Source organism: Micromonospora sp. NBRC 107095 (assembly GCF_030269705.1).
Classification (GTDB): Bacteria; Actinomycetota; Actinomycetes; order Mycobacteriales; family Micromonosporaceae; genus Micromonospora; species Micromonospora parva.
The window spans coordinates 25,438-48,149 of the sequence record NZ_BSTU01000004.1 but is presented as its reverse complement, the minus strand read 5'-3'; the positions used below and the strand labels follow the sequence as shown (position 1 = coordinate 48,149).

Annotated in this window: 24 protein-coding genes; 16 read left to right on the top strand and 8 right to left on the bottom strand. The window is 70.9% G+C overall.

Going from position 1 to position 22,712, the window contains the following annotated elements; translation table 11 throughout:
- Positions 1-91: 91 nt before the first annotated feature.
- A complete protein-coding gene (locus QSK15_RS20215; RefSeq protein WP_285795713.1) occupies positions 92-439 on the top strand; it encodes a PadR family transcriptional regulator in 348 nt (115 codons plus the stop codon).
- Entirely contained in the window at positions 436-1,512 is a 1,077-nt protein-coding gene (locus tag QSK15_RS20210; protein ID WP_285795712.1) for a hypothetical protein, read from the top strand. The genes QSK15_RS20215 and QSK15_RS20210 overlap by 4 nt, the downstream gene beginning before the upstream one ends.
- 13 nt (positions 1,513-1,525) lie before the next feature.
- Here the strand turns inward: QSK15_RS20210 and QSK15_RS20205 are convergent, their stop codons facing one another.
- Positions 1,526-1,882, bottom strand: coding sequence for a hypothetical protein (locus QSK15_RS20205; RefSeq protein ID WP_285795711.1), 357 nt, complete (start codon positions 1,880-1,882; stop codon positions 1,526-1,528).
- Between the two features lie 54 nt (positions 1,883-1,936).
- Between QSK15_RS20205 and QSK15_RS20200 the strand changes: the two genes are divergently transcribed.
- On the top strand, positions 1,937-2,377 hold the full coding sequence (locus tag QSK15_RS20200) for a MarR family winged helix-turn-helix transcriptional regulator (protein WP_285795710.1): 441 nt from the start codon (positions 1,937-1,939) through the stop codon (positions 2,375-2,377).
- Positions 2,378-2,414: 37 nt separating this feature from the next.
- Here the strand turns inward: QSK15_RS20200 and QSK15_RS20195 are convergent, their stop codons facing one another.
- Positions 2,415-2,909, bottom strand: a complete 495-nt coding sequence (locus tag QSK15_RS20195; protein ID WP_285795709.1) for a septum formation initiator — start codon at positions 2,907-2,909, stop codon at positions 2,415-2,417.
- Positions 2,910-2,966: 57 nt separating this feature from the next.
- On the bottom strand, positions 2,967-3,869 hold the full coding sequence (locus tag QSK15_RS20190; RefSeq protein WP_285795708.1) for a helix-turn-helix domain-containing protein: 903 nt from the start codon (positions 3,867-3,869) through the stop codon (positions 2,967-2,969).
- A gap of 101 nt (positions 3,870-3,970) precedes the next feature.
- Between QSK15_RS20190 and QSK15_RS20185 the strand changes: the two genes are divergently transcribed.
- Genes QSK15_RS20185 through QSK15_RS20170 form a run of 4 tightly spaced genes read left to right on the top strand, consistent with a single transcriptional unit; the run spans position 3,971 to position 7,259 of the window.
- Positions 3,971-4,669 carry an SDR family NAD(P)-dependent oxidoreductase gene (locus QSK15_RS20185; RefSeq protein WP_285795707.1) on the top strand — a complete coding sequence of 233 codons (699 nt, stop codon included), beginning with the start codon at positions 3,971-3,973 and terminating at the stop codon, positions 4,667-4,669.
- Between the two features lie 25 nt (positions 4,670-4,694).
- Positions 4,695-5,390, top strand: coding sequence for a response regulator transcription factor (locus QSK15_RS20180; RefSeq protein WP_285795706.1), 696 nt, complete (start codon positions 4,695-4,697; stop codon positions 5,388-5,390).
- Positions 5,387-6,676 carry a sensor histidine kinase gene (locus QSK15_RS20175; RefSeq protein ID WP_285795705.1) on the top strand — a complete coding sequence of 430 codons (1,290 nt, stop codon included), beginning with the start codon at positions 5,387-5,389 and terminating at the stop codon, positions 6,674-6,676. The genes QSK15_RS20180 and QSK15_RS20175 overlap by 4 nt, the downstream gene beginning before the upstream one ends.
- Positions 6,677-6,704: 28 nt before the next feature.
- Positions 6,705-7,259 carry a DUF5872 domain-containing protein gene (locus QSK15_RS20170; protein ID WP_285795704.1) on the top strand — a complete coding sequence of 185 codons (555 nt, stop codon included), beginning with the start codon at positions 6,705-6,707 and terminating at the stop codon, positions 7,257-7,259.
- A gap of 59 nt (positions 7,260-7,318) precedes the next feature.
- On the opposite strand, the gene QSK15_RS20165 is transcribed toward QSK15_RS20170, so the two are convergent.
- Positions 7,319-8,200 (bottom strand): LysR substrate-binding domain-containing protein, encoded by an 882-nt coding sequence (locus QSK15_RS20165; protein WP_285795703.1) that lies wholly within the window; start codon positions 8,198-8,200, stop codon positions 7,319-7,321.
- A 69-nt stretch (positions 8,201-8,269) separates the two neighbouring features.
- On the opposite strand from QSK15_RS20165, the gene QSK15_RS20160 reads away from it, so the two are divergent.
- Both QSK15_RS20160 and QSK15_RS20155 read left to right on the top strand, forming a co-directional pair.
- Positions 8,270-8,752: a GNAT family N-acetyltransferase gene (locus tag QSK15_RS20160; RefSeq protein WP_285795702.1), complete on the top strand. Its 483-nt coding sequence runs from the start codon at positions 8,270-8,272 to the stop codon at positions 8,750-8,752.
- A gap of 139 nt (positions 8,753-8,891) precedes the next feature.
- Positions 8,892-9,395, top strand: coding sequence for a PepSY domain-containing protein (locus QSK15_RS20155; protein WP_285795701.1), 504 nt, complete (start codon positions 8,892-8,894; stop codon positions 9,393-9,395).
- 137 nt (positions 9,396-9,532) lie between these two features.
- On the opposite strand, the gene QSK15_RS20150 is transcribed toward QSK15_RS20155, so the two are convergent.
- Together QSK15_RS20150 and QSK15_RS20145 are read right to left on the bottom strand one after the other, a co-directional pair.
- A complete protein-coding gene (locus QSK15_RS20150; RefSeq protein WP_285795700.1) occupies positions 9,533-11,425 on the bottom strand; it encodes an ABC transporter ATP-binding protein in 1,893 nt (630 codons plus the stop codon).
- A gap of 335 nt (positions 11,426-11,760) precedes the next feature.
- Positions 11,761-13,011, bottom strand: coding sequence for an HNH endonuclease signature motif containing protein (locus QSK15_RS20145; RefSeq protein ID WP_285795699.1), 1,251 nt, complete (start codon positions 13,009-13,011; stop codon positions 11,761-11,763).
- A 140-nt stretch (positions 13,012-13,151) separates the two neighbouring features.
- On the opposite strand from QSK15_RS20145, the gene QSK15_RS20140 reads away from it, so the two are divergent.
- Positions 13,152-13,784 carry an MBL fold metallo-hydrolase gene (locus QSK15_RS20140; RefSeq protein WP_285795698.1) on the top strand — a complete coding sequence of 211 codons (633 nt, stop codon included), beginning with the start codon at positions 13,152-13,154 and terminating at the stop codon, positions 13,782-13,784.
- Positions 13,785-14,010: 226 nt separating this feature from the next.
- Here the strand turns inward: QSK15_RS20140 and QSK15_RS20135 are convergent, their stop codons facing one another.
- Positions 14,011-15,219: a chitosanase gene (locus tag QSK15_RS20135; protein WP_285795697.1), complete on the bottom strand. Its 1,209-nt coding sequence runs from the start codon at positions 15,217-15,219 to the stop codon at positions 14,011-14,013.
- Positions 15,220-15,487: 268 nt separating this feature from the next.
- Here QSK15_RS20135 and QSK15_RS20130 point away from each other — a divergent pair, with 268 nt between their 5' ends.
- The 3 genes from QSK15_RS20130 (at position 15,488) to QSK15_RS20120 (ending at position 17,554) form a co-directional block, all read left to right on the top strand.
- A complete protein-coding gene (locus QSK15_RS20130) occupies positions 15,488-16,087 on the top strand; it encodes an RNA polymerase sigma factor (protein ID WP_285795696.1) in 600 nt (199 codons plus the stop codon).
- Positions 16,084-16,794 (top strand): hypothetical protein, encoded by a 711-nt coding sequence (locus QSK15_RS20125; protein WP_285795695.1) that lies wholly within the window; start codon positions 16,084-16,086, stop codon positions 16,792-16,794. The genes QSK15_RS20130 and QSK15_RS20125 overlap by 4 nt, the downstream gene beginning before the upstream one ends.
- Before the next feature lie 133 nt (positions 16,795-16,927).
- Entirely contained in the window at positions 16,928-17,554 is a 627-nt protein-coding gene (locus tag QSK15_RS20120; protein ID WP_285795694.1) for a hypothetical protein, read from the top strand.
- Between the two features lie 46 nt (positions 17,555-17,600).
- Here the strand turns inward: QSK15_RS20120 and QSK15_RS20115 are convergent, their stop codons facing one another.
- Complete coding sequence (locus QSK15_RS20115) at positions 17,601-19,223, bottom strand: glycoside hydrolase family 43 protein (protein ID WP_285795693.1); 1,623 nt, start codon at positions 19,221-19,223, stop codon at positions 17,601-17,603.
- A 252-nt stretch (positions 19,224-19,475) separates the two neighbouring features.
- Between QSK15_RS20115 and QSK15_RS20110 the strand changes: the two genes are divergently transcribed.
- Genes QSK15_RS20110 through QSK15_RS20100 form a run of 3 tightly spaced genes read left to right on the top strand, consistent with a single transcriptional unit; the run spans position 19,476 to position 22,646 of the window.
- Positions 19,476-20,768: an extracellular solute-binding protein gene (locus QSK15_RS20110; protein ID WP_285795692.1), complete on the top strand. Its 1,293-nt coding sequence runs from the start codon at positions 19,476-19,478 to the stop codon at positions 20,766-20,768.
- Positions 20,769-20,817: 49 nt separating this feature from the next.
- Entirely contained in the window at positions 20,818-21,816 is a 999-nt protein-coding gene (locus QSK15_RS20105; RefSeq protein ID WP_285795691.1) for a carbohydrate ABC transporter permease, read from the top strand.
- Positions 21,813-22,646 carry a carbohydrate ABC transporter permease gene (locus QSK15_RS20100; protein ID WP_285795690.1) on the top strand — a complete coding sequence of 278 codons (834 nt, stop codon included), beginning with the start codon at positions 21,813-21,815 and terminating at the stop codon, positions 22,644-22,646. The genes QSK15_RS20105 and QSK15_RS20100 overlap by 4 nt, the downstream gene beginning before the upstream one ends.
- The last annotated feature ends 66 nt before the right edge of the window (positions 22,647-22,712 follow it).

The window sequence follows — 22,712 nt, the reverse complement described above, 5'->3', positions numbered from 1 at the left end:
CGCCATCGGTGACGTGGCCGGCACGGTGATCCGTGCCGGCCACGTACTGTCTCCCTCTTGTATATACCGGCAATCTGTATATGCTCCTGGCATGGCTGAGGCTCCACTGCGGGAACCGACGTTCCTGGTGCTCACCGCGCTCGCCGAGGCGCCCCTGCACGGGTACGCCGTCATCGAGGACGTGCTGCGCATCTCCGACGGCCGGGTGCGGCTGCGCGCCGGCACCCTCTACGCCGTCCTCGACCGGCTCCGTGCCGACGGTCTCATCGAGGTCGAGCGCGAGGAGGTGGTCCAGTCACGACTGCGCCGCTACTACCGCCTCACGGCGCTGGGCGCGCGGCGGCTCAGCGAAGAGGCGTCCCGGCTGCGACACAACGCGGACGCCGCCCGGGTGCGGCTGCGCCGCGGCGGCCTGCTCAGCGACGGGGGTGCGGCGTGAGCAGCGACGATCTGGAGCGCCGCTACCGGCGGCTGCTGGCCGTCTACCCGTGGGAACACCGCCGGGTGTACGAGGACGAGATGCTGGCCGTGCTCCTCGCCGGCGCGCGGCCGGGCCAGCGGCGACCCGCCGCCGTCGACGTGCGGAATCTGGTCGGGGAGGGGTTGCGGGCGCGGCTGCGGGTGGGCGCACGGGGGTTCACCGAGCCGAGCTGGGCCGACGCGGCGACGGTGACCGGCCTGCTGGTCGGGGTCGTGCTGCTGGCCGTCGCCGGAAAGGCGCTGCTCGACCAACTCGTCCTCACCCGGAGCCTGCCGCCCGGGTTCGGGTCGGCACGCCCGGATCTCGTCGACTGGCTGCGCGTCGCCGGCTGGGCGGGCGTCTGCGCGGCGGTGCTGATCGGGTGGCGCCGGGTCGCCGCCGCTCTGGCCTGGGCCGGCGTGTTCAGCTGGGGCGCGCTCGTCGCCCCGCATACGGCTGACAACCCGACGTACGTGGTGGACACGCTGCCGCAGTTCGCCCTCGCCGTGGTGGCTGCCGCAGCGCTCACCGTCCCGGTGCCGCGTCGCCGGGCGATCGCGGTGCTGGGCGTACGCCGACTGCTGGCGCTGCTGCTCGCGCCCGCCGCGGTGGTCGCCCTGTTGGTGACGAACCGGGTCACCAGTCCCGCGTTCAGCTTCGTTGGTGGGGTGTCCTACCAGGTCTTCTACGGCCTTGAGGCGAGCAGTGAGCTGGTGCTCTGGCTCTACGTCGCGGGCCTGGCGGTGGCCGCGTCGGCCATGGTGGTCGCGGTGGCCACGCTCACCCCGGGGGTGCGTCGGCGGATCGTGGTCATGCTCCTGCCGGTGGCGGCCCTCGCCCTGGTGATCGACAGCACCCTCGCCGGTTGGGTCACCTCGACCATGCACATGGGACACCCCATCCCTCTGGTGCCGGCGCAGTGGGCGATGCTGGTGCTGGTCGGGCCGGTGACCTTCCTGGCCGGGGTGCTGCTCGTACGTCGTCGGGAGGAGACCCTGCGCATGGTCGCCCTCGGCCGAGACGCCGACCGCGAGCAGCCGACGGGTCAGTGAGGCGACGGACGGCTCATCCGAGCGTGGTGCTCCCGTCACCGTCGCGGAACACCGCACGACTCAGATAGTGCCGGGACCGCCGATCGAAGCGCCCGAGCAGGTCGCGGGCGGCTGGCGGGACGACGGAGGTTGACGGATCGCCACCGGTGAAGGCTGACACCGCAGCGAAGTCGGTGAACGTCATGGCGGTGAGGAACTCGCTGCCCGTGGTGGGGTCCAGCTCCTGCGGCGAGCGGCGCAGAACCCGGAGCTCCCGAAGCCCGTCCACGCCCCGGGCGAGGATCGCGGGCGCGATGTCCTGTGTCAACAACCGCTCGTAGGCGTCCGCGTGAGCGGGCTCGGTCCATCCGCTCCACAGTCGAAGAATCATGACAGCATGCTGTCACTCCAGTAGTAGGCTGTCAATGCTGGTACCATGCTGTCCGTGACGGATCGGGTCGACGCGTACCGGCTGCTGATGGCGGACGTGTACGAACTGGCGGGGGAGTCTCGGCGCTCCAGCGAGGAACTCGCCCGAGCAGAGGGGCAAACTGCCGCGCGATGGCACGTGATGAGCGTGCTCTCCGACGGCTCCCGCACTGTCGCGAGCGCGGCGCGCCGACTCGGCCTGGCCCGACAGAGCGTGCAGCGGGTGGTCGACGACCTGGCCCGTGCCGCAATGGTGGAGTTGCGCGACAACCCGGATCACCGGCGAGCGCCACTCGTGACACTCACGGAGGCGGGCCGGGACACGCTCACCGGCCTCCTGGAGCGTTCGGACGCTGACCGCCGGGAGGTCGTGGACCGGGCCGGCCTCAGCCTCGATGATCTCGAGGACGCCCGCGCGACCCTCCAACGGTTGGTGGACGCCCTGCGACGCCGGTGAGCCCGCCGCGCCCCGCAGCATGACTGCCCGCCGGTCGTCAGTCGTCGGCGACAGCCACCGGCTCCGAGCCGATGCAGCGCACCTTCAACTCGTACTCCCGGGTCGCCCCCTGGAACGTGACCTCGACGTCGTCGTCCGGGCCCCGGTCCACGTCGCGGACCCGGTAACCCTGCGCGGGCGCCCAGGAGACGAGGCGTACGCCGCCGGGGCCGCACTCGGCCACGGCCGTGCCACCGTCGGTGGCGAACCCCCGGCGGGCCCCGGAGCTGGCGGTCGGCGCGGGCCCCGTCGTGCCTGGCGCGGCCGATCCGGTGCCCGTCGTACCCGGTGTGGCCGAGGCGGTGCCGGTGGTGCCGGTGGGCGCCGGCTCCGGTGCGGCCAGGGCCCGCTCGATCTCGGCCTCGCTGCGCACCCCACCCGGGGTGCCGGTGAGGCTCTCGCCCACCAAACGGATCGCGCCCAAGCCGATCAGGGTCGCGATGGCGGCGGTGGCCACCCACCCGGTGGCGACGAGGATCGAACGACGGCCCATCGCCTGACTATCCCCGATCCACGGTTGTCGCCGGCACATCCGGACCCTAAGGCACGGTTAACGCCTGCCCGGGTGGCGGGCCCTGTCGCCGAGCTCCGCGGACGCCGCCGGGTGGTGGACGCCTGCCACCGTGGCCAGGCGGATCTTGGTCTCGTCGTCGGTGCCCGGGGCCGCGGTGAGGATCACGATCTTCAGTTCGGCGTCGCCGTCGGTCAGGACATCGCAGTCGACCCGCACGGCACCGACCACCGGATGTTCGACGATCTTGCGGTCTTCCCGGTGAGCGGTGACGGCCCCGGCCGCCCACAGGTCGGCGAACTGCTCGTTGCCCTCGGCGAGGTCACGGATGAGCTTCGCCAGACGTCGATCACGGGGAAATCGGCCGGTGGCCCGCCGGAGGTCGGAGACGACGGCGGCGCTGGTGGCAGCGGCGTCCAGGGAGATCACCGGCCAGCGTGACATCCCCGGCCCGTCTGAGTCCACCGGGAAGGTGTCGCGGGCGAAGTTGCGACGGATCGGCGGGGACGCGGACGGGTCGCCCAGCAGCGCCGCCCAACCCTGGTTCCACCGGATCACCTGCCAATCTGCCGCGAACACGGCGACAGCGGCGTCACCGAGACGGCCCACCACCCGCTGCACGCCCGGCGGAATGTGATCAGAGATCTGGCCGTCCGTCGGTGCGGCCAGGTTGGCCAGCCGGAAGAGATGGTCGCGTTCGGCGGACGTCAGCTGTAGGGCACGAGCGAGTGCGGAGGTCACCTGCGCCGACGGGGTGGTCGCCCGCCCCTGTTCCAGGCGCACGATGTAGTCCACCGATACCCCGGCAAGCTCGGCCAACTCCTCCCGTCGCAGCCCGGCGGCTCGGCGCCCATGACCCGCGGGCAGCCCGGTGGCGGCCGGCGACAGGCGGTCGCGCCAGGCACGGATCGTCGCCCCCAGTCCCGTAGCCCGCGTCGTCACGCCCCGATTGTTTCGCACCCCACCAGGATGAGGGTGGTATTGCTTGTCCTACCGTCGCGACGTCCCTGGCACCTGCCTGCGCGGCAGCAAACGATGGACGCATGACGATCACCTTCATCACCGGAGCCAACAAGGGGCTCGGTCGCGAGACCGCCCGCCGCCTCATCGAGCTGGGCCACACCGTTCTCGTCGGAGCTCGCGACCCCGAGCTGGGCGCTGCGGCGGCGGACAGCCTCGGAGCCCGTTTCGTGCCGATCGATGTCACCGACGACGACTCGGTCGCCGCCGCGGCGGCCGAGGTCGAGAAGCACGAGGGCCGCATCGACGTGCTGATCAACAACGCCGGCATCCACGGCCCGTTCGGTGACCCGAGCGAACTGAGAAGCGACGACCTGCTCGCCGTCCTCGATGTCAATCTCATCGGCGTGGTGCGGACGACAACCGCGTTTCTACCGCTGCTGCGCCGTTCACCCGATCCGGTGATCATCAACGTGAGCAGTGCGATGGGCTCGTTGGCGGCCACCCATGACCGTTCGCGACCCGAATCGGGTGTCATCGCCCCCGTCTACACGTCCTCCAAGGCGGCGCTCACCATGCTGACCACCCAGTACGCCAAGGCGCTGACGGACATCCGGATCAACGCCGCCGACCCCGGATACACCGCCACGGACCTCAACGGAAACAGCGGTCCGCAGACCGTCACCGAGGGCACCGACGCCATCGTCGCCCTCGCGACGGAAGGTCCGGGACACGGCTCGGGCCGCTTCGTCGACCGCCGGGGCGAGATCGCGTGGTCCTAGGCGGTGAGCCGCTAGCCTGCCAGGTGTGCCGCGTCTACTGCTCATCGAGGACGACCTGACGATCCGTACCCCGCTGATCCGGGCCCTGCGCGAACGCGGCCACGCGGTGGCCGCGGCCTCGACCGCGATGGCCGGGCTCCGCGACGCGTTGGAGGACCGACCCGACCTCGTCGTCCTCGACCTGGGCCTGCCCGACCTGGACGGCCGCGAGTTGCTGCGGATGCTGCGCGCGGTCAGCTCGGTGCCGGTCATCGTGGCGACCGCCCGCGACGACGAGGCCGAGATCGTCCGGGTGCTCGACGCGGGCGCCGACGACTACGTGGTCAAGCCGTTCACCGCGGCGCAGCTCGACGCCCGCGCCCGCGCGGTGCTGCGCCGGGGCCCCTCCGGCCCGGACGGGCAGGACCCGACGCTGGTCGTCGGCGGGCTCCGCGTCGACCCCCGCGCCCGGCAGGTCACCCTGGACGGGACCGCGGTCGAGCTGACGCCCCGCGAGTTCGACCTGTTGCACCACCTGGCCGGCCGACCCGGCCAGGTGGTCACCAAACGCGAACTGCTCACCGAGGTCTGGCAGATCCCGTACGGGGGCGCCGACAAGACCGTCGACGTGCACCTGTCCTGGTTGCGTCGCAAGCTGGGGGAGAACGCCCAGCAGCCTCGCTACCTGCACACGGTGCGAGGTGTCGGGGTGCGTCTGGAAGCTCCGGCGGCGCAGCCGTGAGGGCCCGCCTCGCGCTGCTGGTCGCCGCGGTCAGCGTCCTCACCCTCATCGCGTTCCTGGTGCCGTTGGCGCTGCTGGTCCGCACCGTCGCCGAGGACCGGGCCACCGTTCGGGCCACTGCCGACGCGCAAAGTCTGGTGCCGGTGGTCGGCACCGCCGACGCGGCGACCATCCGGCTCACCGTCGAGCAGCTCGCCGCCGAATCCGGGCGAGCGGTGAGCGTCTTCCTGCCCGACGGCACGGTGCTCGGCGCCCAGACACCGCGTACCCCGGCGGTGGCCCTCGCCGCGCGCGGACAGAGCCTCACCGGGGAGTCGGCGGCCGGCCGGGAGGTGGTCATCGCCGTGCAGGGGCGGGCGGACGGCACCGGAGTGATCCGGATCGCGGTACCGCAGCACGAGCTGACCGCCGGAGTGACCCGGGCCTGGTTGGTGCTGGCGCTGCTCGGCGTGATCCTCGTGCTGATCGGGTTGGCGGTCGCCGACCGGCTGGCGCGCACCCTGGTCCGGCCGATCAGCGACCTCTCAGCCGTCTCCCACCGGCTCGCCAACGCCGAGTTGGACGCGCGGGTCACGCCGGCCGGTCCCCCCGAACTGCGCGAGGTGGCCGGCGCGCTCAACCATCTCGCCAGCCGGATCCAGGTGCTCCTGGTGCAGGAACGCGAACAGGTCGCCGACCTGTCACACCAGCTGCGTACGCCGCTGACGGCGTTGCGCCTGGAGGCGGAGTCGTTGCGTGACCCGGACGACGCCGCCCGGATCACCGCCGCCGCCGACGGGCTCGAACGCGCCGTGACCGGGCTGATCCGGCAGGCCCGGTGGCGACACACCCCGGCGGCGCAGCCGGCCGCCGCGGACGCGGCGGCGATCGTCGCCGACCGGGTCGCGTTCTGGTCGGTGCTGGCCGAGGACACCGGCCGGGCCGTCACCCTCGACCTGACGCCCGGCCCACTTCCGGTCGGTGTGGCCGCCGACAACCTGACGGCGGCCGTGGACGCCCTGCTCGGCAACGTCTTCGCGCACACCCCCGACGGCACGCCGTTCGCCGTCCGGCTCGCCCGCGAGGCGGGCGAGGTGGTGCTCACGGTCACCGACGAGGGCCCGGGCATGCCCGCCGGGGCGATCCGGCGAGGCGCGAGCGCCGCCGGGTCCACCGGCCTCGGCCTGGACATCGCCCGCCGGGCCGCGCAGGCCGCCGGCGGTCGGCTGGAGTTGCGCACCGGCCCGGCGGGCGGCGCCCAGGTGCTGCTCCGGCTCGGGTCTGCGGCGTCGCCGCAGGACGCATAGCCGGTGCGGTGCCGGGTAGCTGCCAGTCATGGCGCGGTACACGAAACCCGAGCTCCGAGAGCAGATCAAAGAGGAAATCAAGGCCTCCGACAAGGGCGGCCGGCCGGGGCAGTGGTCGGCGCGCAAGTCACAGCTGGTCACTCAGGAGTACAAGAAGCGCGGCGGCGGATTCCTGGGCGAAAAGGACGAGCGGCAGAAGTCGCTCCAGCGCTGGGGCAACGAGAAATGGCAGACGAAGGAGGGCGACACCCGGGCGCGCAAGGACGGCACGACGAGTCGCTACCTGCCCAAGAAGGCCTGGGAGGAGATGTCGGAGAGCCAGCGGCGCGCGACCGACACGAAGAAGCGCGAGGCGTCCCGATCCGGCAAGCAGTACGTCGCCAACACCGGGCCGGCGAAACGCGCCCGTCGGGACGCCACCACGGCCGGCCGGATGTCGGAGATGTCGGTCGCGGAAGCGGCCAAGCTGGTCCGTGGCCTCGACACCCGACAGCTGAAGACCGCACTGCGCAATGAGCGCGCCAGCAAGGACCGCAAGACGCTCGTTCAGCGGCTGGAGGCGGAACTCAACAGGCGCGGCTAGCCGGGTGCGGGCGGATCCGCCCCTGCCGTGCCGTCGAGGCTGTTCTTGTGCCGTCGAGGTCAGGGCACCTGCCCTACGGCCCCGAAGCTCGTCGAGGTGATCCGGTCGTCATCCCGGCGGCGCAGGATCCGCATCTCCGTGGTGGCCCCGGTGCCGGTCAACGGCAGTACCGCCACCGGCGGGGGCACCACTGCGGAGATGCTCGCCGGCGCGATCGTGACCCCGAGGCCGGCCGCGACCAGGTGCGCCAGAGTGTTCCAACTGCTGGCGACCTGGACGACGCGCGGTGTGTAGCCGGCGTCCAGGCACGGTCGAAGGTTGCGCTGGTAGGCCCGCTCGCCGGCCACCCGGGGGAAGAAGACGAACGGGTCGTCGCGCAGCAGCGCGGCGTCGATGCTGGGGTCTTTCGCGCGCGGGTGGTCGGCCGGCAGGACGGCGACGAAGGTCTCGGTGGCGAACGTGGTGCCGACCAGGTCGTCGTGGTCGTCCGCGTCCCGGACCACGCCGACATCGATCTCGCCGGTCAACAGCCGGTCGACGATCTGCGCCGTGAACGCCTCGTGCAGACGCAGGTGAACGGCCGGATGGTGTTCCCGGAACCGACGAATCGGCCCGGCCAGTCCGAGCTGGATCGCCGAACTGACGAAGCCGATGTCGAAGCGTCCCTGCTCGCCGCGGCCGATGCGGCCCGCCTCGTGCACATCGTCGGCGACGGCGGCCAGCACCCGCCGGCACCGGACCAGGTACGCCTCACCCGCCGGCGTCAGCGTCACCGACCGGGAGGTGCGAGCGAACAGTGGCGTACCGATCATCGCCTCCAGTTGGCGGATCTGCTGCGACAGCGGCGGTTGAGCCATCCGCAGCCGTGCCGCGGCCCGACCGAAGTGCAGCTCCTCGGCGACCGCGACGAAGTACCGCAGATGGCGCAGTTCAGGATCCATATGCCAAGGATATAGATTGCTCGGAACAAGATATTGGACGTTCGGATAGCGGGCTCAGAGAATCGAACCATGAACCCGAGCACGCTGACCGTCACGTCCATGACGACCGCCGAGGAGGCCGCCGCCTTCCGGACGTTGAACGAAGAATGGATCTGCCACTTCTTCGCCGCCCTTGAGGAGTCTGACCGCAAGACGCTCGACGACCCGTTCTCGGCCATCGTCGACCCGGGTGGTGACGTGCTGATCGTCCGGGACGGCCAGGAGATCGTCGGCTGTGTCGCACTGATCCGCAGCTCGGCGGAGGTCTTCGAACTGTCGAAGATGGCGGTGGCCCCGGCGGCCCGCGGTAGGGGCATCGGCCGCCAGCTCATCGAGCTGGCGATCGCGCGCGCCCGCCGGCTCGGCGCGGCCACCCTGTTCCTGGGCAGCAACACCAAGCTTGCGAACGCCGTGCACCTCTACGAAAGTGTCGGCTTCCAGCACGTCGATCCGGAACAGATCCCGCTGCCGCCGTACGCCCGCGCCGACGTCTTCATGCGGATGGCGCTCTGACCGCTCGAAGCCGACGCACAGTCCCGAGGGGGCGGTGCAGGATCGTCGGCTTAACCCGGCCTTAGCGTTCGGACAGCGCGGTGCTATCCCGATCTGACCGATCCTCGGAGTCGACAACCGAGGAAAGGTGGACACCACGATGAAGCGCACCAATCTGCTTCTGGCGTCGGTCGGCGGGTCGGCGGTGCTGGCGGTGGCCGGGGTCGCGCTCGGCGTCACCGCCGCGAACGACTCGCGTACCGGCGGCACGGCGCTCGCCGCGGCAACCGTCGCGCCGCCGACCACCGAGGCACCGTCGGGTACGCCGTCGAGTGGCACGCCGTCGGCCGGGACCCCATCCGGTACGCCGTCGACCGGTAGCGCGCCCGCGAGCAGCGCGGTCGACGAGACGCGTGCCGGTGAGATCGCCCTCGCCAAGGCCGGTGGCGGTCAGATCGTCGAGGTCGAAGCCGAGCAGGAGAATGGCCGCCCGGTGTGGAGCGTCGAGATCGTCGCGGGCGACACCGAGCACGAGGTGGACGTCGACCGGGACAACGGGTCGGTGGTCAAGGCCGAGCAGGAGCCGGTCGACGACGACGACGACGCCGACGAAGCGGACGACGACGACAACGACGACAACGACGACAACGACGACGACGACTGATTGGCCGTCGCCGCCCACCTCAGGTGTTGCTACGCGATGAGCGGCGACGTCGACTTCCACCCGCTGTGACCCGGTGGTCGGACCGTCCTCGTGGGCGGGCCGACCACCGCGTGCGTTCGCGAGGCGATCGTGAACCGTCAGATGGCGACGCGTTGTTCCTGCACCGGCGGTTGCTCCTGGGCGAACTGGGTGCGGTACAGCTCGTGGTAGCGACCGCCGGCCGCGAGCAGATCACTGTGACGCCCGCGCTCCACGATCCGTCCGTCTTCCACGACGAGGATCTGATCGGCCGCCCGGATGGTGGAGAGCCGGTGCGCGATGACCACGCTCGTCCGGCCGGTCAGGGCCTCGGCGAGGGCGTCCTGCACCGCCGCCTCCGAGGTGGAGTCGAGATGCGCGGTGGCTTCGTCGAGGATGACCACGCGCGGACGGGCCAGCAGCAGTCGTGCGATGGTGAGTCGTTGCCGTTCCCCGCCGGACAGGCGGTATCCGCGCTCGCCGACGACGGTGTCGAGCCCATCGGGAAGGGAGCGGATCAGGTCGTCGAGTCGGGCCCGCCGGAGCACCTCCCACATCTCGTCCTCGGTCGCGTCCGGCTGGGCGAACGCCAGGTTGGCGCGGATGCTCTCGTGGAAGAGGTGCCCGTCCTGGGTCACCACGCCCAGTGCCGTCCGGATCGACTCGGCCGACAGGTCGCGTACGTCGACGTCGGCGAGCCTCACCGCACCGTCCTCGACGTCGTACAGGCGGGGCACGAGTTGCGCGATCGTCGACTTGCCCGCCCCGGAGGAGCCGACGAGCGCCACCATCTGCCCCGCTTCGGCGCGGAACGACACCCCGTGCAGCACCTCCTCGCCGCCGCGCGTGTCCAGCTTCGCCACGTCCTCCAGGGACGCGAGCGACACCTTGTCGGCTGACGGGTAGCCGAACCGGACCCCCTCGAACTCCACCGCCACCGGCCCCTCGGGCAGCGGCCGGGCATCGGGCCGGTCGAGGATCAGCGGCTTGAGGTCGAGCACCTCGAACACCCGCTCGAAACTCACCAGCGCGCTCATCACCTCGACGCGGGCACTGGCCAGCGAGGTCAGCGGGGCGTACAGGCGGGACAGCAGCAGCGCGAGGGCGACCACCGTCCCGGCGTCGAGGCTGCCCCGTAGCGCGTAGAGACCACCCAACCCGTAGACCAGGGCCAGCGCCAGCGAGCCGACGACGGTGAGGGCGGTGATGAAGACCCACTGCAGCATCGCGGTGCGGATGCCGATGTCCCGGACCCGACGTGCCCGCGCCGCGAACTCGGCGGACTCCTCGGCCGGCCGCCCGTACAGCTTGACCAGCGTGGCCCCGGGTGCGGAGAAGCGTTCGGTCATCCGGGTGCTCATGGCCGCGTTGTGCTCGGCGGCCTCCCGCTGCAACCGGGCGAGCCGCGAACCCATCCGGCGGGCCGGGAGTACGAAGATGGGCAGCAGGACCAACGCCAGCAACGTGATCTGCCAGGAGAAGGTGAGCATCACGCCCAACGTCAGCATCAGCGTGACCGCGTTGCCGACCACACTCGACAGGGTGTCGCTGAAGGCCCGCTGCGCACCGATCACGTCGTTGTTCAGGCGGCTGACCAGCGCACCCGTACGGGTCCGCGTGAAGAACGCCACCGGCATGCGCTGCACGTGGTCGAAGACCGCCGTCCGCAGTTGGACGATCAACCCCTCACCGATGCTGGCGGAGAGAAACCGTGTCACCAGACCCAGCCCGGCCTCGGCGAGGGCGATGACGGCGATCAGTACCGCCAACCGGATCACGACGCCACTGTCGGCGCCGTCGACGATCGCGTCGACCACCCGACCCGCGAGCACAGGCGCCGCCACGGTGAGAACCGCCGTCACCACACTCAGCAGCAGGAACCTGATGATCAGAGCGCGGTGTGGCCGCGCGAACTGCGCGATCCGCTTCAAGGTCGCGCGGGACAGCGGTCGCTCGTCCTGCGCGTTCATCGCGTGGTGCAGAGACATCCACGCGGTAACTTCCATGCTCATGCATTACCTCCAATGTCGGAGGCTAGGACCTCACCTGAGCTTGAGGTCAACTGGATTACCGACAGTGGCCGTCATGTCGGGTAGGCATCGGTGCCGTTGATGACCTCCGGCACCGCGTCCAACCGCGACGCCCTCGCGTTCGCGGAGCACTGGTGGATGGAGGTCCGCCCGCGAGCCGTCGCACACCGGCACTGCAAGCCCTTGTGAGTCACCACCGGCAGCGCTCTGCTCGGCCGGTCGACAGGCGTACGAAGCGGTGTCGCCTCGGCGCTCGGTCTCCGCTCGTTTCTGGCGCGCCTACCTGGCAGGCGGCGATCGTTCTCGGCTGGTCGCTCCTACGTTCGTCGGTGGTAGTGGTTGCGGCGGGGGAGTTGTTCGGGGTCGAGCCAGGCCGGTGGGATGAACTCGGCGTGCCCGTCGTTGCCGAGCCGGACGACCCAGTCGCTCTGGTGGACGTGTCGGTGGTGATGGCCGCAGAGCAGAACGGCGTTGTCGAGGTTTGTCGGGCCGCCGTCGGCCCAGTGGTGGATGTGGTGGGCGGCGCACCAGCGGGGTGGACGGTCGCAGCCGGGGAAGGCGCAGCCGCGGTCGCGCAGCACGAGGGCGCGTCGGAGGGAGCCGGTGATGAGGCGGCGTTGTCGACCGACGTCAAGGACCTGGCCGGCTCCGCTGAGGACGGCGGGAAGGATGGTGGCGTCGCAGGCGAGGCGTCGAACGGTGTCGGGGGTGAGGTGCGCGCCGGTGTCGAGCACACCGCGAGACAACTGCCGGGTCAGTTCGTCGTAGTTGGTGGTGACGACGATGTGCGCGGGGTCGCCGCCGTGTTCGGGCAGTTCGCCGGTGCGCAGGGCGAGCCGGCAGACGTCGGCGAGAGCGTCGTGGCGGCGTTGCCCGGGAGAGCGCTGGTCATCAGCGCCGGAGGGTGCGCTGAGCGGGTCGATGGCGGCGCGCAGGAGGCCGGCGGTTTCGGTGTCGAGAGTGCCGGTGAGTCGTAGCCGGCCGTCGGTGAGGGTGGAGAGGGTGAGGTGTCGGTCGCGGGTTGCGCGGCGGGCCTCGGCGTCGAGGGCGGCTTGGGTGGCGGCGTCCGCGAGATCGGGGGCGACGTGCTCGAGGATGCGGGTGCCGAGTTTGCGGAGGTGGGTGGGGTCGAATTGCCCGGCCCAGTCGGTGAGCAGGCTGACGGCCTTGTCGGCGGCCTCGGGACCGGCGGTGGTGTGCACGGTGGTGGCGGTGTCGGTGATGACCTGGGCCTGGTCGAGGGTGACGTGCCCGTCGGCGAGTGCTTGTCGGATGGCGGGGTGGGCCGTGTCGAGGGTGCTGGCGAGGTCGACGAGGCGGCGGGCGGCCGTGATGGTGAGGTGCAGGCGTTCGCGGAGCCAGACCATGGTGGAGGAGGCGCCGTGGGCGGTGGCGGTGCCGCGGCCGTCGAGTTCGCGGATCAGGGCCAGCTTCACCGCGGCGAGGCGTTGATCGAGGCGGTGCGCGGCGTCGAGCGCGGCGATCAGGTCCTGCTCGGAAAGGGCCCAGACGGCGGCGTCGACGCAGCCTGCGACCGCTGCGTCTGCCTGCGCCAACCCCTCGACCATGACCCGACACTAGAACGTACGTACGACAACCTTCAGTCATCATGATCGATTGATCGAGGCGGTAGGGCTCACCCTCGTTTGGGACCACCCGGCCGGACGCCGAGCAGGTCGCCGCCGTCCGTCGGTGCCATAGTGGGCGCATGCGTTTGATCAAATACGGCCACGCCTGTGTGCGCCTGGAGGCGGACGACCGGGTACTGGTCATCGACCCGGGGACGTTCTCGGAGGCCGAGGCGCTCGACGGGGTCGACGAGGTGCTGGTGACGCACGAGCATCCCGACCATCTCGACGTCGACAAGCTCGTGGCGGCGAGCCGGCGCAACTCCGCGTTGCGGGTGTACCTGCCGTCGGCAGCGGTCGAGTCGGCCCCCGAGCTGGGCGGCGCAGCGGTCGCCGTCGACGCGGGACAGCGGTTCACGGCCGCCGGGTTCGCCGTCGACGTGGTGGGTGGGGCGCACGCCGAGATCTACGACGGTCTGCCGGGCTGCGCCAACGTCGGGTTCGTCGTCGACGGCACGGTCTACCACCCGGGCGACTCGCTGTTCGTCCCGCCGTCGCCGGTGACGACGCTGCTCGTGCCGGCTGCCGCACCCTGGCTCAAGCTCAGTGAGGCGTTGGACTTCGTGCGGGCGGTACGGCCGGAGCGGGCGTTGCCGATCCACGACGCCACGCTCAACGAGCTGGGCCAGGAGTACTTCGACGGCTGGTTGGACTTCAAGGGCGGCACCGAGTACGCGCGTATCCCGGTCGGGGAGTCGGTGACAATCCGCTAGGAGCCTGTCTTTGGAACGGGCCGGACGGGCAGCCGGCAACCGGCGATCACACCCACCCTCGCTGGTAGGGCCTGTTTCATGAAAACTGGCCGGCCTGCGGCGGTCCCGGACGACCGGCGGCGTTGCGGTTTCGTCCGGATACGACACCCGTACCCGGACGAAACCGCGCCTTGCCGGATCGCCGCCCGGACTCCACCTCGGCTCGACCGCCGGTATGAAACGGGCCCTAGCCGATGCGGAACTGATCGCCGTAGACGGCGAACACCAGCGGCGTGTTCAGGTTGAAGTTGCCGTTGTTGAGGAACACCCGCTGGGCGGTGTCGACGCGGGAGGTGTCCGAGTGGGCCACCTCCTTCTTCATCTCGATGACCCGCTCGTCGAGGAAGGCGTTGAGCCAGGTCCGCTCGTCGCCGCCCTGGGCCGGCGGCTTGGCCCGGTTCAGGGCACGGCTGCGGATCTGGCGCATGCCCTCGTACCCGTGCATGACCGCCGCGTCGTAGTAGGCGAACTGGCCGAGCGCCCGGACCTGGTCGTTCTTGCCGTCGCGTACCGACGGGTTGAAGTAGACCCGGTCGCGTTCGGCCTCCTGGGCGGCCTGGAAGACCGGGTCGGTGGCCGCGGTCCGCCAGTCGCGGGGGAAGTTGGGGTCGAGGCCGGAGTGCGACGGGGTGCCGTTGACGGTGCGCAGCGCCGGCAGGTAGCCGGCGAGCACGTTGCCCGGCTTGGTGCGGGTGTACGCCTCGACCAGTTCGAGCATGTCGCCGGTGCCGGAGCAGAAGCCGATGATGCCGGCGGTGTAGCCGCGCCCGTCACCGATGTCCTCGATGTAGGAGAACTGCGCGCGCCAGTCGAGCGACGAGTTCTCCGCGGCCGAGACGAGTTGCATGGCGACGTCCTTCTTCGCCGGGTCGTCGAGGTTGGTGCCGCTCGGGTTGGTGGGCGTGGGGGTGGGGGTGCCGCCGCCCGGCAGGGTCCACCGCTGGTTCGTGGTGCCGCCACAGGTCCAGATCTGCAACCGCGCGCCGTTCGCGGTGCTCCGGTCGGTGACGTCGAGGCACTTGCCGGAGCCGGTGTTGACGAGCGCGCCGTTGCTGGCGGTCCACTTCTGCGCGCCGGTGTTGTTGCAGTCGTACAGCTGCACCTTGGCGCCGTTGGCGGTCGACGCGGCGGTCACGTCGAGGCACTTGCCGAGGGCCCGGATCGAGGTGTCGGTGTTGCCGACGGTCCACGTCTGGGCCGCGCTGCCGTTGCAGTCGTAGAGCTGGACGGGCGTGCCGTTGGCCGGGTTGGCGCCGGCCACGTCGATGCACTTGCCACCGAGGCCGGTGATCGGGCCGGCGGTCGCGGCGCTCGCCGACGGTACGCCGTAGCCGACGGCGGCGACGCCGATCAGCAGGGCTCCCGCGACGAAGGCGGCTGTTCTCTGGTGAACCATGGTGTTCCTCGGGGAAGGGGCGGCGTGCCGCCGGCCGGTCGGTGACCCGGCGCGGTAGTTCGGCCCCGGCGGGCACCGCGAGCATCAGGAAACTGTATTAACAGATACCAGTACGTCGATTTCCCGTCAATCGGCGACCGCGAGGCGTGACAGCACCTGTTCACCCCGTCGTTGGCGGCGCGTCCCTGCCGGTGGCTATCGTCGGGCCGTAACTGATCAACGGGCCGGTCCGTCGGAACCAGCACCGTCCGACGGACAGAAGATGGTCATGGAGTCGAGTCTGCGCGCCCGGGTACGAGCCGGTGACACCGCCGCGTTCGCCGAGCTGTTCGACGCGTACGCGCGCTCGGTGTACAACCACGCGTTCCGGCTGACCGCCGACTGGGCCACGGCGGAGGACGTCATGGCCGCCACCTACCTGCAAGCCTGGCGTTCCCGGGAGCGGGTCACCGAGGAGGGCGGGTCGCTGCGTCCCTGGCTGCTCGGCATCGCCACCAACGAGGCCCGCAACCACACCCGCAGCAACCGCCGCTACCGCAGGGTGGCCGCCGCGCTGATCGCCGCCGACCGCACAGTGCCCGACCACGCCGACGAGGTCGCCGGCCGACTCGACGACAGCCGACGCATCGCCGCCGCGCTCGATGCCCTGGCCCGGCTGCGCCGGCCCGAGCGCGAGGTGCTGACCCTGTGCCTGTGGGAGGGCCTCGACTACGAGTCCGCAGCGGAGGCGCTGGGCGTTCCGGTCGGCACGGTGCGGTCCCGACTGTCGCGCGCCCGTGCCCGGCTCCGTACCCTCGTCGATGCCCCGCCGCGCCCCGCGCGACATCCGGTCGTGGACGCCTCGTTCGTGCGGGAGGTCAGCAGGTGAGCGCGCCCGACCCGGCCGAGTGGGCGGAGATCGCCCCCCACCCCGGCGATCGCGACCTGCCGGCGGGCCGGCACGAGCTGCACCGCGACCGGCTGCTGACGGCGATCGCGCGGGAGTCGCGTACCCCCAGCGCGCCCCGGGCAGTGCGGCGCCCGGCGCTCGCGCTGGCGGCGCTGGTCCTGGTCGCGGCCGCCGGCGCCGGGCTCGCCGTCAGCTCGGGCGACGAACCTACGGCGGCGCCGCAGTCGCCGCAGGCGAGCCGCTCGGCCGCCCGCCTCCCGCCGCCGGGCGCGGTCGCCAAGATCCGGGCGTACGGCACGGTGCGCCACCTCACCGACTCGGCGGACCTGGTGGTCCGGGGTGAGGTCGTGTCGGTGGCGGACGGGCGGAGCGTCTACCGGGTGGCCGAGGTGCTCTACCGCGCGCCGGTCGCCCCGGTCGCCACCGAGATCATGGTGGGCACCGAATCGGCCGGGTCGCCCGGCCGGCCGACAGTGCTCTACCTGGCCCTCAGTGACCCGCAGGCGCGCGTCTACGCCCCGCTCAGCGGCGACTTCGGGATCTTCGACCTCGCCGGGGAGACGGCCACCAGCCGGTCGGCGACGATGTCGGTGACCGGTCTGCGCGCCGAGGACGCCACCGGGGCGGGCCGCGCGTTCGTCACCACGCTGACCGAGCTCCGCCAGCTCGCCAGCGAGCGCGGCTGAGCTTGAAAAGCGAGCGCGGCTGAGGTCGAAAAAGATGGAACCCGCCGCCCGGAGCGCACAGATAGAAGGCGTAACCAGTGCCGCGTCCCGGGCGAGACGCCCCGGGACGGCACCGAGACGCGAGGAGCGTTCCATGGCAGTCGACCTGCGCCGTACCCGGTCTCTGATGGCCGCCGCCGCCGTGCTCGCCGCGGCGGCGTTGTCCGCGTGCGGTGGCGCCGACGCCGACCAGGCCGCCGCACCCGTTACGAGCAGCGCCGCCCCGAGCAGCGCCGCCCCGAGCAGCGCCGCCCCGACCAGCGCCGTGCCGCCGATCAAGGGCAAGCTGCGCGGGTACGGCACCGTGCGGCAGCTCAGCGAGGCCGCGGACCTGGTCGTCCGGGGCGAGGTCGAGGCGGCCGGTTTCCGGGTCGACGAGGTGCTGCGGGCGACGACCGGATCGACGGTGCGGGCCGGGGCGCGGATCACGCTCGCCAGCCTGCCCAGCGGTGTGCCGGACTCGGCGCACATGTCCACCCTCGAGGCGGGCCAGGTCGTGGTGCTCTACCTGGCCAAGGACCCGACGGCCCCGACGTTCCGGACACTCAGCGGCGACTTCGGCGTGTTCGACGTGAGCGGAACCGGCGCGGAGGCGATCGCCGTGACCCGCTCCCAGGCCATGGCCGTCAGTGGTCTGCTCACCGAGGACCCGGCCGCGTCCGGCCACGGTTTCCGCACCACTCTCGGCCAGCTGCGCACAGTCGCCGCCCAGGTCGGGTAGGACGGGTGGGAACGCGGACGGCACCCGCCGAGTGCCGTCCGCGTGGTCACCGCTCCCGGTAGGTGGCGAGGTCGAAGTCGGCGTGTACGTCGCCGCCGCCCAGGCCCTGCACCCACAGGCCGAGGAAGGCCCCGGTGAAGCCCCACGCCGCCGGCTCACCGTCGATGATCAGCGCGGCGTGTTCGTCGGAGAGGATGGTCGCGTCCAGTTCGACCGGTAGCCGCTGCCAACCGGCGTCGAGGTCGTACTCGAAGCGCACCGCCGGCCCGTCGAAGACGGCCCGCAACCCGACCCGGGTGACGTCGACATCGACGCTCAGCTCGGGGTACGCGGTGCGCCGTCCGTTGTCGGAGCTGAGCAGCTCCAGTACTGTCCGCCCGTCGTCGGCCCGGGTCAGGTAGAGGTGGTGCCAGTTGAGGGTGTTGTAGTAGGCGGTGATCCCGGCGAGCTGACGGTGGTCGGCCGGCGCGAACTCCACCACGGTCTCCAGCGAGCACTCCATCGCGCCGACGCGTCGCCCGACCAGGCTGGGTGCCTGTCGGCCGACCGGCGACTGCCCGCCGTGGATCCGCAGGTACGACGGGCGGCTGTGCAGGTCGACCCAGTCCGCGGTGGCCGGCCGTCGCAGCGTCGACCAGCACCGGCCCAGCTCCGGGGCGTCGAAATGGTCCGTCTCGGGCTCCGCCGGCCACGGGTGTGCGGGTAGATCGGGTGCGACGACCTCGTCCGCGGGCACCCCTGCGGCGACCCGCGGCCAACCGCCCGACGGCCACTCCACCCGCTGGATCGCGGTCTCCCGGCCCAGCACGCAGTTGCCCAGCGGCGAGTACGGGCGGCCGACCAGGTGGGCCAGGTACCACTCGCCGTGCTGGGTACGGACCAGGCTGCCGTGACCGGCCTTCTGCAACCGCAGCTCGGGTCGCCCGCAGGAGGTGAGCAGCGGCCCGTCCGGGTCCACCTCGTACGGCCCGAACAGCTCCCGGGAGCGAGCCACGGTGACCTGGTGTTCCCAGCTGGTGCCGCCCTCGGCGGTGATCAGCCAGTACCAGCCGTCGTGGCGGTACAGGTGTGGACCCTCGGTGAGCCCGGCCGGGGAGCCGGTGAACACGATGCGGGGGCTGCCGACCAGCCGGCGCGCGGTCAGGTCGTAGCGTTGGATCTCGATGCCGCCGAAACGGTCGCGCCCGGGTCGCCAGTCCGCGCTCATGCCCAGCAGCCAGGTGGTGCCGTCGTCGTCGTGGAACAGCGACGCGTCGAACCCGCGTCCGTGCAGTTTCACCGGATCGGACCAGGGGCCGGTGATGTCCTCGGCGGTGACCAGGAAGTTCTGCGGATCCCAGTAGCCGCTGGCGAAGCTGGCCACGTCGCTGTAGACGAGGTGGAACAGACCGTCGTGGTACGTCAGGTCGGGCGCCCACACCCCGTTGGAGTCGCCGCAGCCGCGCAGATCGAGCAGCCGCCGTTCGGTGATGATCCCACCGAGGCTGCGCCAGTTCACGAGATCGCGCGAGTGGTGCACGCGCACCCCCGGGTACCACTCGAAGGTCGAGGTGGCCAGGTAGTAGTCGTCGCCGACGCGCAGGATCGACGGGTCCGGGTGGAAGCCCGCGAGGACGGGATTGCGGATCGACCGGGCGGCGGTCGCCACGTTAGCGATGTCGGTCGACACGAGCGCTCCCCTCGGCGGGCGGTCTGCAACTTCCGGAAACTCGGGATCCGGGTCCATTGAAGGTCGTGCCTACGCTAGCCGGTCTTTTCGTATTAGGACAGAGGTATTGACCGGTGCGGCGACAGCTCGTAGCGTGCCGGCCATCGATCGGTATTACCGGCGAAGCATTGAAAGTTTCGGAGATCCGCGGATCCCCACCCGCCGGCTCAACCGGCGTTCGAGCACCCCCGTGAGTTCCCGAAGGGATGGATCATGACCACGCACCTTTCCCGTCGAACGCTGCTCGGTCTCGCCGGTGCCGGCGTCGGCGCCTGTCTGCTGAGCGCGTGCGGCGACGACGAGCCCAGCGACCCGAACGCCCCGCAGACCATCAACTGGTGGCACATCCAGAACACCGAGCCGATGCTTCCGGTCTGGGCGGCGCTGGCCAGCGAGTACAAGGCCGCACACCCGAACGTCACCCTCGACATCCAGCCCCTGGAGAACGAGGCGTTCAAGGCCAAGCTCACCACCGCCACCCAGGCCGGCGACCCGCCCGACCTGTTCCAGTCCTGGGGTGGCGGCGTGCTCAAACAGCAGGTCGACGCGGGCCTGGTCAAGGACATCACCGACGACGTGAAACCGTGGATCGGGGGCCTGCTGCCCGCCGCTCTGGAGCCGTACACGATCGACGGCAAGATCTACGGTGTCCCGTTCGACATCGGCATGGTCGGTTTCTGGTACAACAAGGACCTCTTCACCCGCGCCGGCATCACCGCCGCGCCCACCACCTGGGCGGGTGTGCTCGACGCGGTCCGTCAGCTCAAGGCCGCCGGCATCACTCCGATCGCCCTGGCCGGCAAGGACAAGTGGCCGGCGCACTACTACTGGTCCTACCTCGCGATGCGCATCGGCGGGGTGGGCGCGCTGCAGAAGGCCGTCGACGACAAGAACTTCGACTCGCCTGACCTCGTCGCCGCAGGCGATCGGCTGAAGGAACTCGTCGACCTGCAGCCGTTCCAGAAGGGTTTCCTCGGTGCGGCGTACGGCACGCCCGACGGCCAGGCCGCCGCCATGGGCAACGGCGGCGCGGCGATGGAGCTGATGGGGCAGTGGGCACCCGCGGTCCAGGCTTCCAGTTCCACCAGCAAGAAGGGCCTCGGCGACAAGCTCGGCTTCTTCCCCTTTCCCACTGTCGACGGTGGAAAGGGCGCCACGACTGAGGTGTTCGGCGGCGGCAACGGCTTCGCCATCGGCAAGGACGCCCCCGCCGCCACCGCCGACTTCCTGAAGTTCCTGCTCAGCGCGGAGAACCAGCGTAAGTCGGCGCAGACCGGCGCGGTGCTACCGACGGTGCGGGAGGCCGCGACGGCCATCCCGGACGCCAACGGCAAGCTCCTCGCGGAGACCCTGGCCAGCTACACCGGCTTCCAGCTCTACCTCGACCAGGCGTACGCGCCGGCGCTCGGTTCGCAGATCAACGACAGCGTCGCCGAGTTGATCGCCGGCAACAAGTCGCCCGCGCAGATCGTCAAGGACATCACGCAGGTGGCGAAGACCGTCTGACCGTGACCACCCACCCATCCGTAGCCGGAAAACCCCCTGTGGAGCAGGCATGACCAGGCCATCGACCGTGTCGGACGCCAGGCACGGCGACCCGGCGACGGACCCGCCGCCACCGGGGCCGGGCACCGTGCGACAGCGCGGCCGCCAGCCCCGGCCGGGCCGCGGCGGCGTCCTCGCCATCTTCCTCACCCCAGCCCTGGTGCTGTTCCTGCTGCTGGTCGTCGCCCCCATCCTGGTGGCCAGCTACGCCAGCCTCTACAAGTGGAACGGCTTCGGGCTGCCGGAGAACTTCGTCGGGCTGGACAACTACACCCGCGCCTTCCAGGACCCGACCTTCCGTGGTGACCTCTGGCGCGGCTTCGTCCTGGTGCTGCTGTCCCTGGTCGTCCAACTGCCCGCGGCGTTGGCCCTGGCCATGCTGCTCAACCAGCCACTGCGGGGCCGCGCCGCGTACCGGCTGATCTTCTTCGCGCCGTACGTGCTCTCCGAGGTCACCACGGCCGTCCTGTTCGACCTGGTGTTCTCTCCCAACCGGGGCCTGGGCGACGCGATCGCGACGTGGTTGAGCGCCGACGCCGGCACGGTCTTCGCCGACCCGGACACCGTGCTGTACGCCGTCTTCCTCGTGGTGTCCTGGAAGTACTTCGGCCTCTACATGATGCTCTTCCTCGCCGCCCGTCAGGGCATCCCCAAGGAGTTGTCCGAGGCCGCGGTGACCGACGGCGCCTCCGCCTGGCAGGCGTTCCGGCACGTCACCCTGCCTCTGCTCGGGCCGACGATCCGAATCAGCGTCTTCCTGTCGGTCATCGGCACCATCCAACTGTTCGACATGGTCTGGGTGCTCACCCGGGGCGGCCCGATCCATTCGTCGGAGACCATGGCCGTGACGATGTACGAGTACGGCTTCCGCCGCTTCGAGGTCGGCTATGCCAGCGCGATCAGCATCGTCATGTTCCTGCTGAGTCTCGTCTTCGCTCTCTTCTACCAGCGCATCGTCCTGCGTCGGGACACCGCGGGCGCGATCACCAACCAGGGAGGCCAGCGATGACCGTGAACCGCGCGCAGCGGACCCGCGGCCTCGTGCTGCACCTCGTCTGCGTCCTCGTCGGAGCGCTCATCGTCGTACCGGTCTGGTTCGGCGTGCTCGGCGGCTTCAAGGACAACGGTCAGCTCTCCACCAATCCGCTGGGCTGGCCCGACCCCTGGCTGCCGTCGAACTACACGGACATCCTGATGTCCGAGGTGTTCTGGCGGCAGCTCGGCAACAGTCTTCTCATCGCGGTGAGCAGCACAGTCATCGTCGTCGCCGCGGCGGCGATGGCCGCGTTCGTCTTCGCGCGGTACGCCTTCCGGGGCCGTGAGTTTCTGGTGACCCTGTTCGCGATCGGCCTGATGTTCCCGTTCGCGGTGGCCATCCTGCCGCTGTTCGTCCTGCTGCGCGGCATGGGCCTGCTGGACAACCCGCTCGGTGTCATCCTGCCCCAGGCCGCCTTCGGGCTGCCGATCACCATCATCATCCTGCGTCAGTTCTTCCGCACCATCCCGGCGGAGATCGAGGAGGCCGCCGTCCTCGACGGCTGCGGCTCCTTCGGCTTCTTCTGGCGGGTCCTGCTGCCGATGGCCCGCCCGGCCCTGGCCACCGTCTCGGTGCTGGCCGTGGTGACCAGTTGGAACAACTTCATGCTCCCGCTGGTCGTCTTCACCGACCAGAGCTGGTGGACCCTGCCCGTCGGGGTGCAGGCCTTCCAGGGTCAGTACACCGCCGAGACCGCACGGGTGCTCGCCTACGTCGTGCTGTCGATGGTGCCGGCCCTGGGTTTCTACGCCGTGGCCGAACGCCAACTCATCGGCGGCCTCACCGGCAGCATCAAGGGATGACAGCACACCACCGCGAGCAGACCTGACGTTTCCAACAGGAGGCAGGGGGGACCGTGGGCACAACGA

Coding starts and splice junctions, on each gene's coding strand:
- QSK15_RS20215 (WP_285795713.1), top strand. CDS start 92: ATGGCTGAGGCTCCACTGCGGGAACCGACGTTCCTGGTGCTCACCGCG.
- QSK15_RS20205 (WP_285795711.1), bottom strand. CDS start 1,882: ATGATTCTTCGACTGTGGAGCGGATGGACCGAGCCCGCTCACGCGGAC.
- QSK15_RS20195 (WP_285795709.1), bottom strand. CDS start 2,909: ATGGGCCGTCGTTCGATCCTCGTCGCCACCGGGTGGGTGGCCACCGCC.
- QSK15_RS20185 (WP_285795707.1), top strand. CDS start 3,971: ATGACGATCACCTTCATCACCGGAGCCAACAAGGGGCTCGGTCGCGAG.
- QSK15_RS20170 (WP_285795704.1), top strand. CDS start 6,705: ATGGCGCGGTACACGAAACCCGAGCTCCGAGAGCAGATCAAAGAGGAA.
- QSK15_RS20165 (WP_285795703.1), bottom strand. CDS start 8,200: ATGGATCCTGAACTGCGCCATCTGCGGTACTTCGTCGCGGTCGCCGAG.
- QSK15_RS20160 (WP_285795702.1), top strand. CDS start 8,270: ATGAACCCGAGCACGCTGACCGTCACGTCCATGACGACCGCCGAGGAG.
- QSK15_RS20155 (WP_285795701.1), top strand. CDS start 8,892: ATGAAGCGCACCAATCTGCTTCTGGCGTCGGTCGGCGGGTCGGCGGTG.
- QSK15_RS20150 (WP_285795700.1), bottom strand. CDS start 11,425: ATGAGCATGGAAGTTACCGCGTGGATGTCTCTGCACCACGCGATGAAC.
- QSK15_RS20145 (WP_285795699.1), bottom strand. CDS start 13,011: ATGGTCGAGGGGTTGGCGCAGGCAGACGCAGCGGTCGCAGGCTGCGTC.
- QSK15_RS20140 (WP_285795698.1), top strand. CDS start 13,152: ATGCGTTTGATCAAATACGGCCACGCCTGTGTGCGCCTGGAGGCGGAC.
- QSK15_RS20135 (WP_285795697.1), bottom strand. CDS start 15,219: ATGGTTCACCAGAGAACAGCCGCCTTCGTCGCGGGAGCCCTGCTGATC.
- QSK15_RS20130 (WP_285795696.1), top strand. CDS start 15,488: ATGGAGTCGAGTCTGCGCGCCCGGGTACGAGCCGGTGACACCGCCGCG.
- QSK15_RS20120 (WP_285795694.1), top strand. CDS start 16,928: ATGGCAGTCGACCTGCGCCGTACCCGGTCTCTGATGGCCGCCGCCGCC.
- QSK15_RS20110 (WP_285795692.1), top strand. CDS start 19,476: ATGACCACGCACCTTTCCCGTCGAACGCTGCTCGGTCTCGCCGGTGCC.
- QSK15_RS20105 (WP_285795691.1), top strand. CDS start 20,818: ATGACCAGGCCATCGACCGTGTCGGACGCCAGGCACGGCGACCCGGCG.
- QSK15_RS20100 (WP_285795690.1), top strand. CDS start 21,813: ATGACCGTGAACCGCGCGCAGCGGACCCGCGGCCTCGTGCTGCACCTC.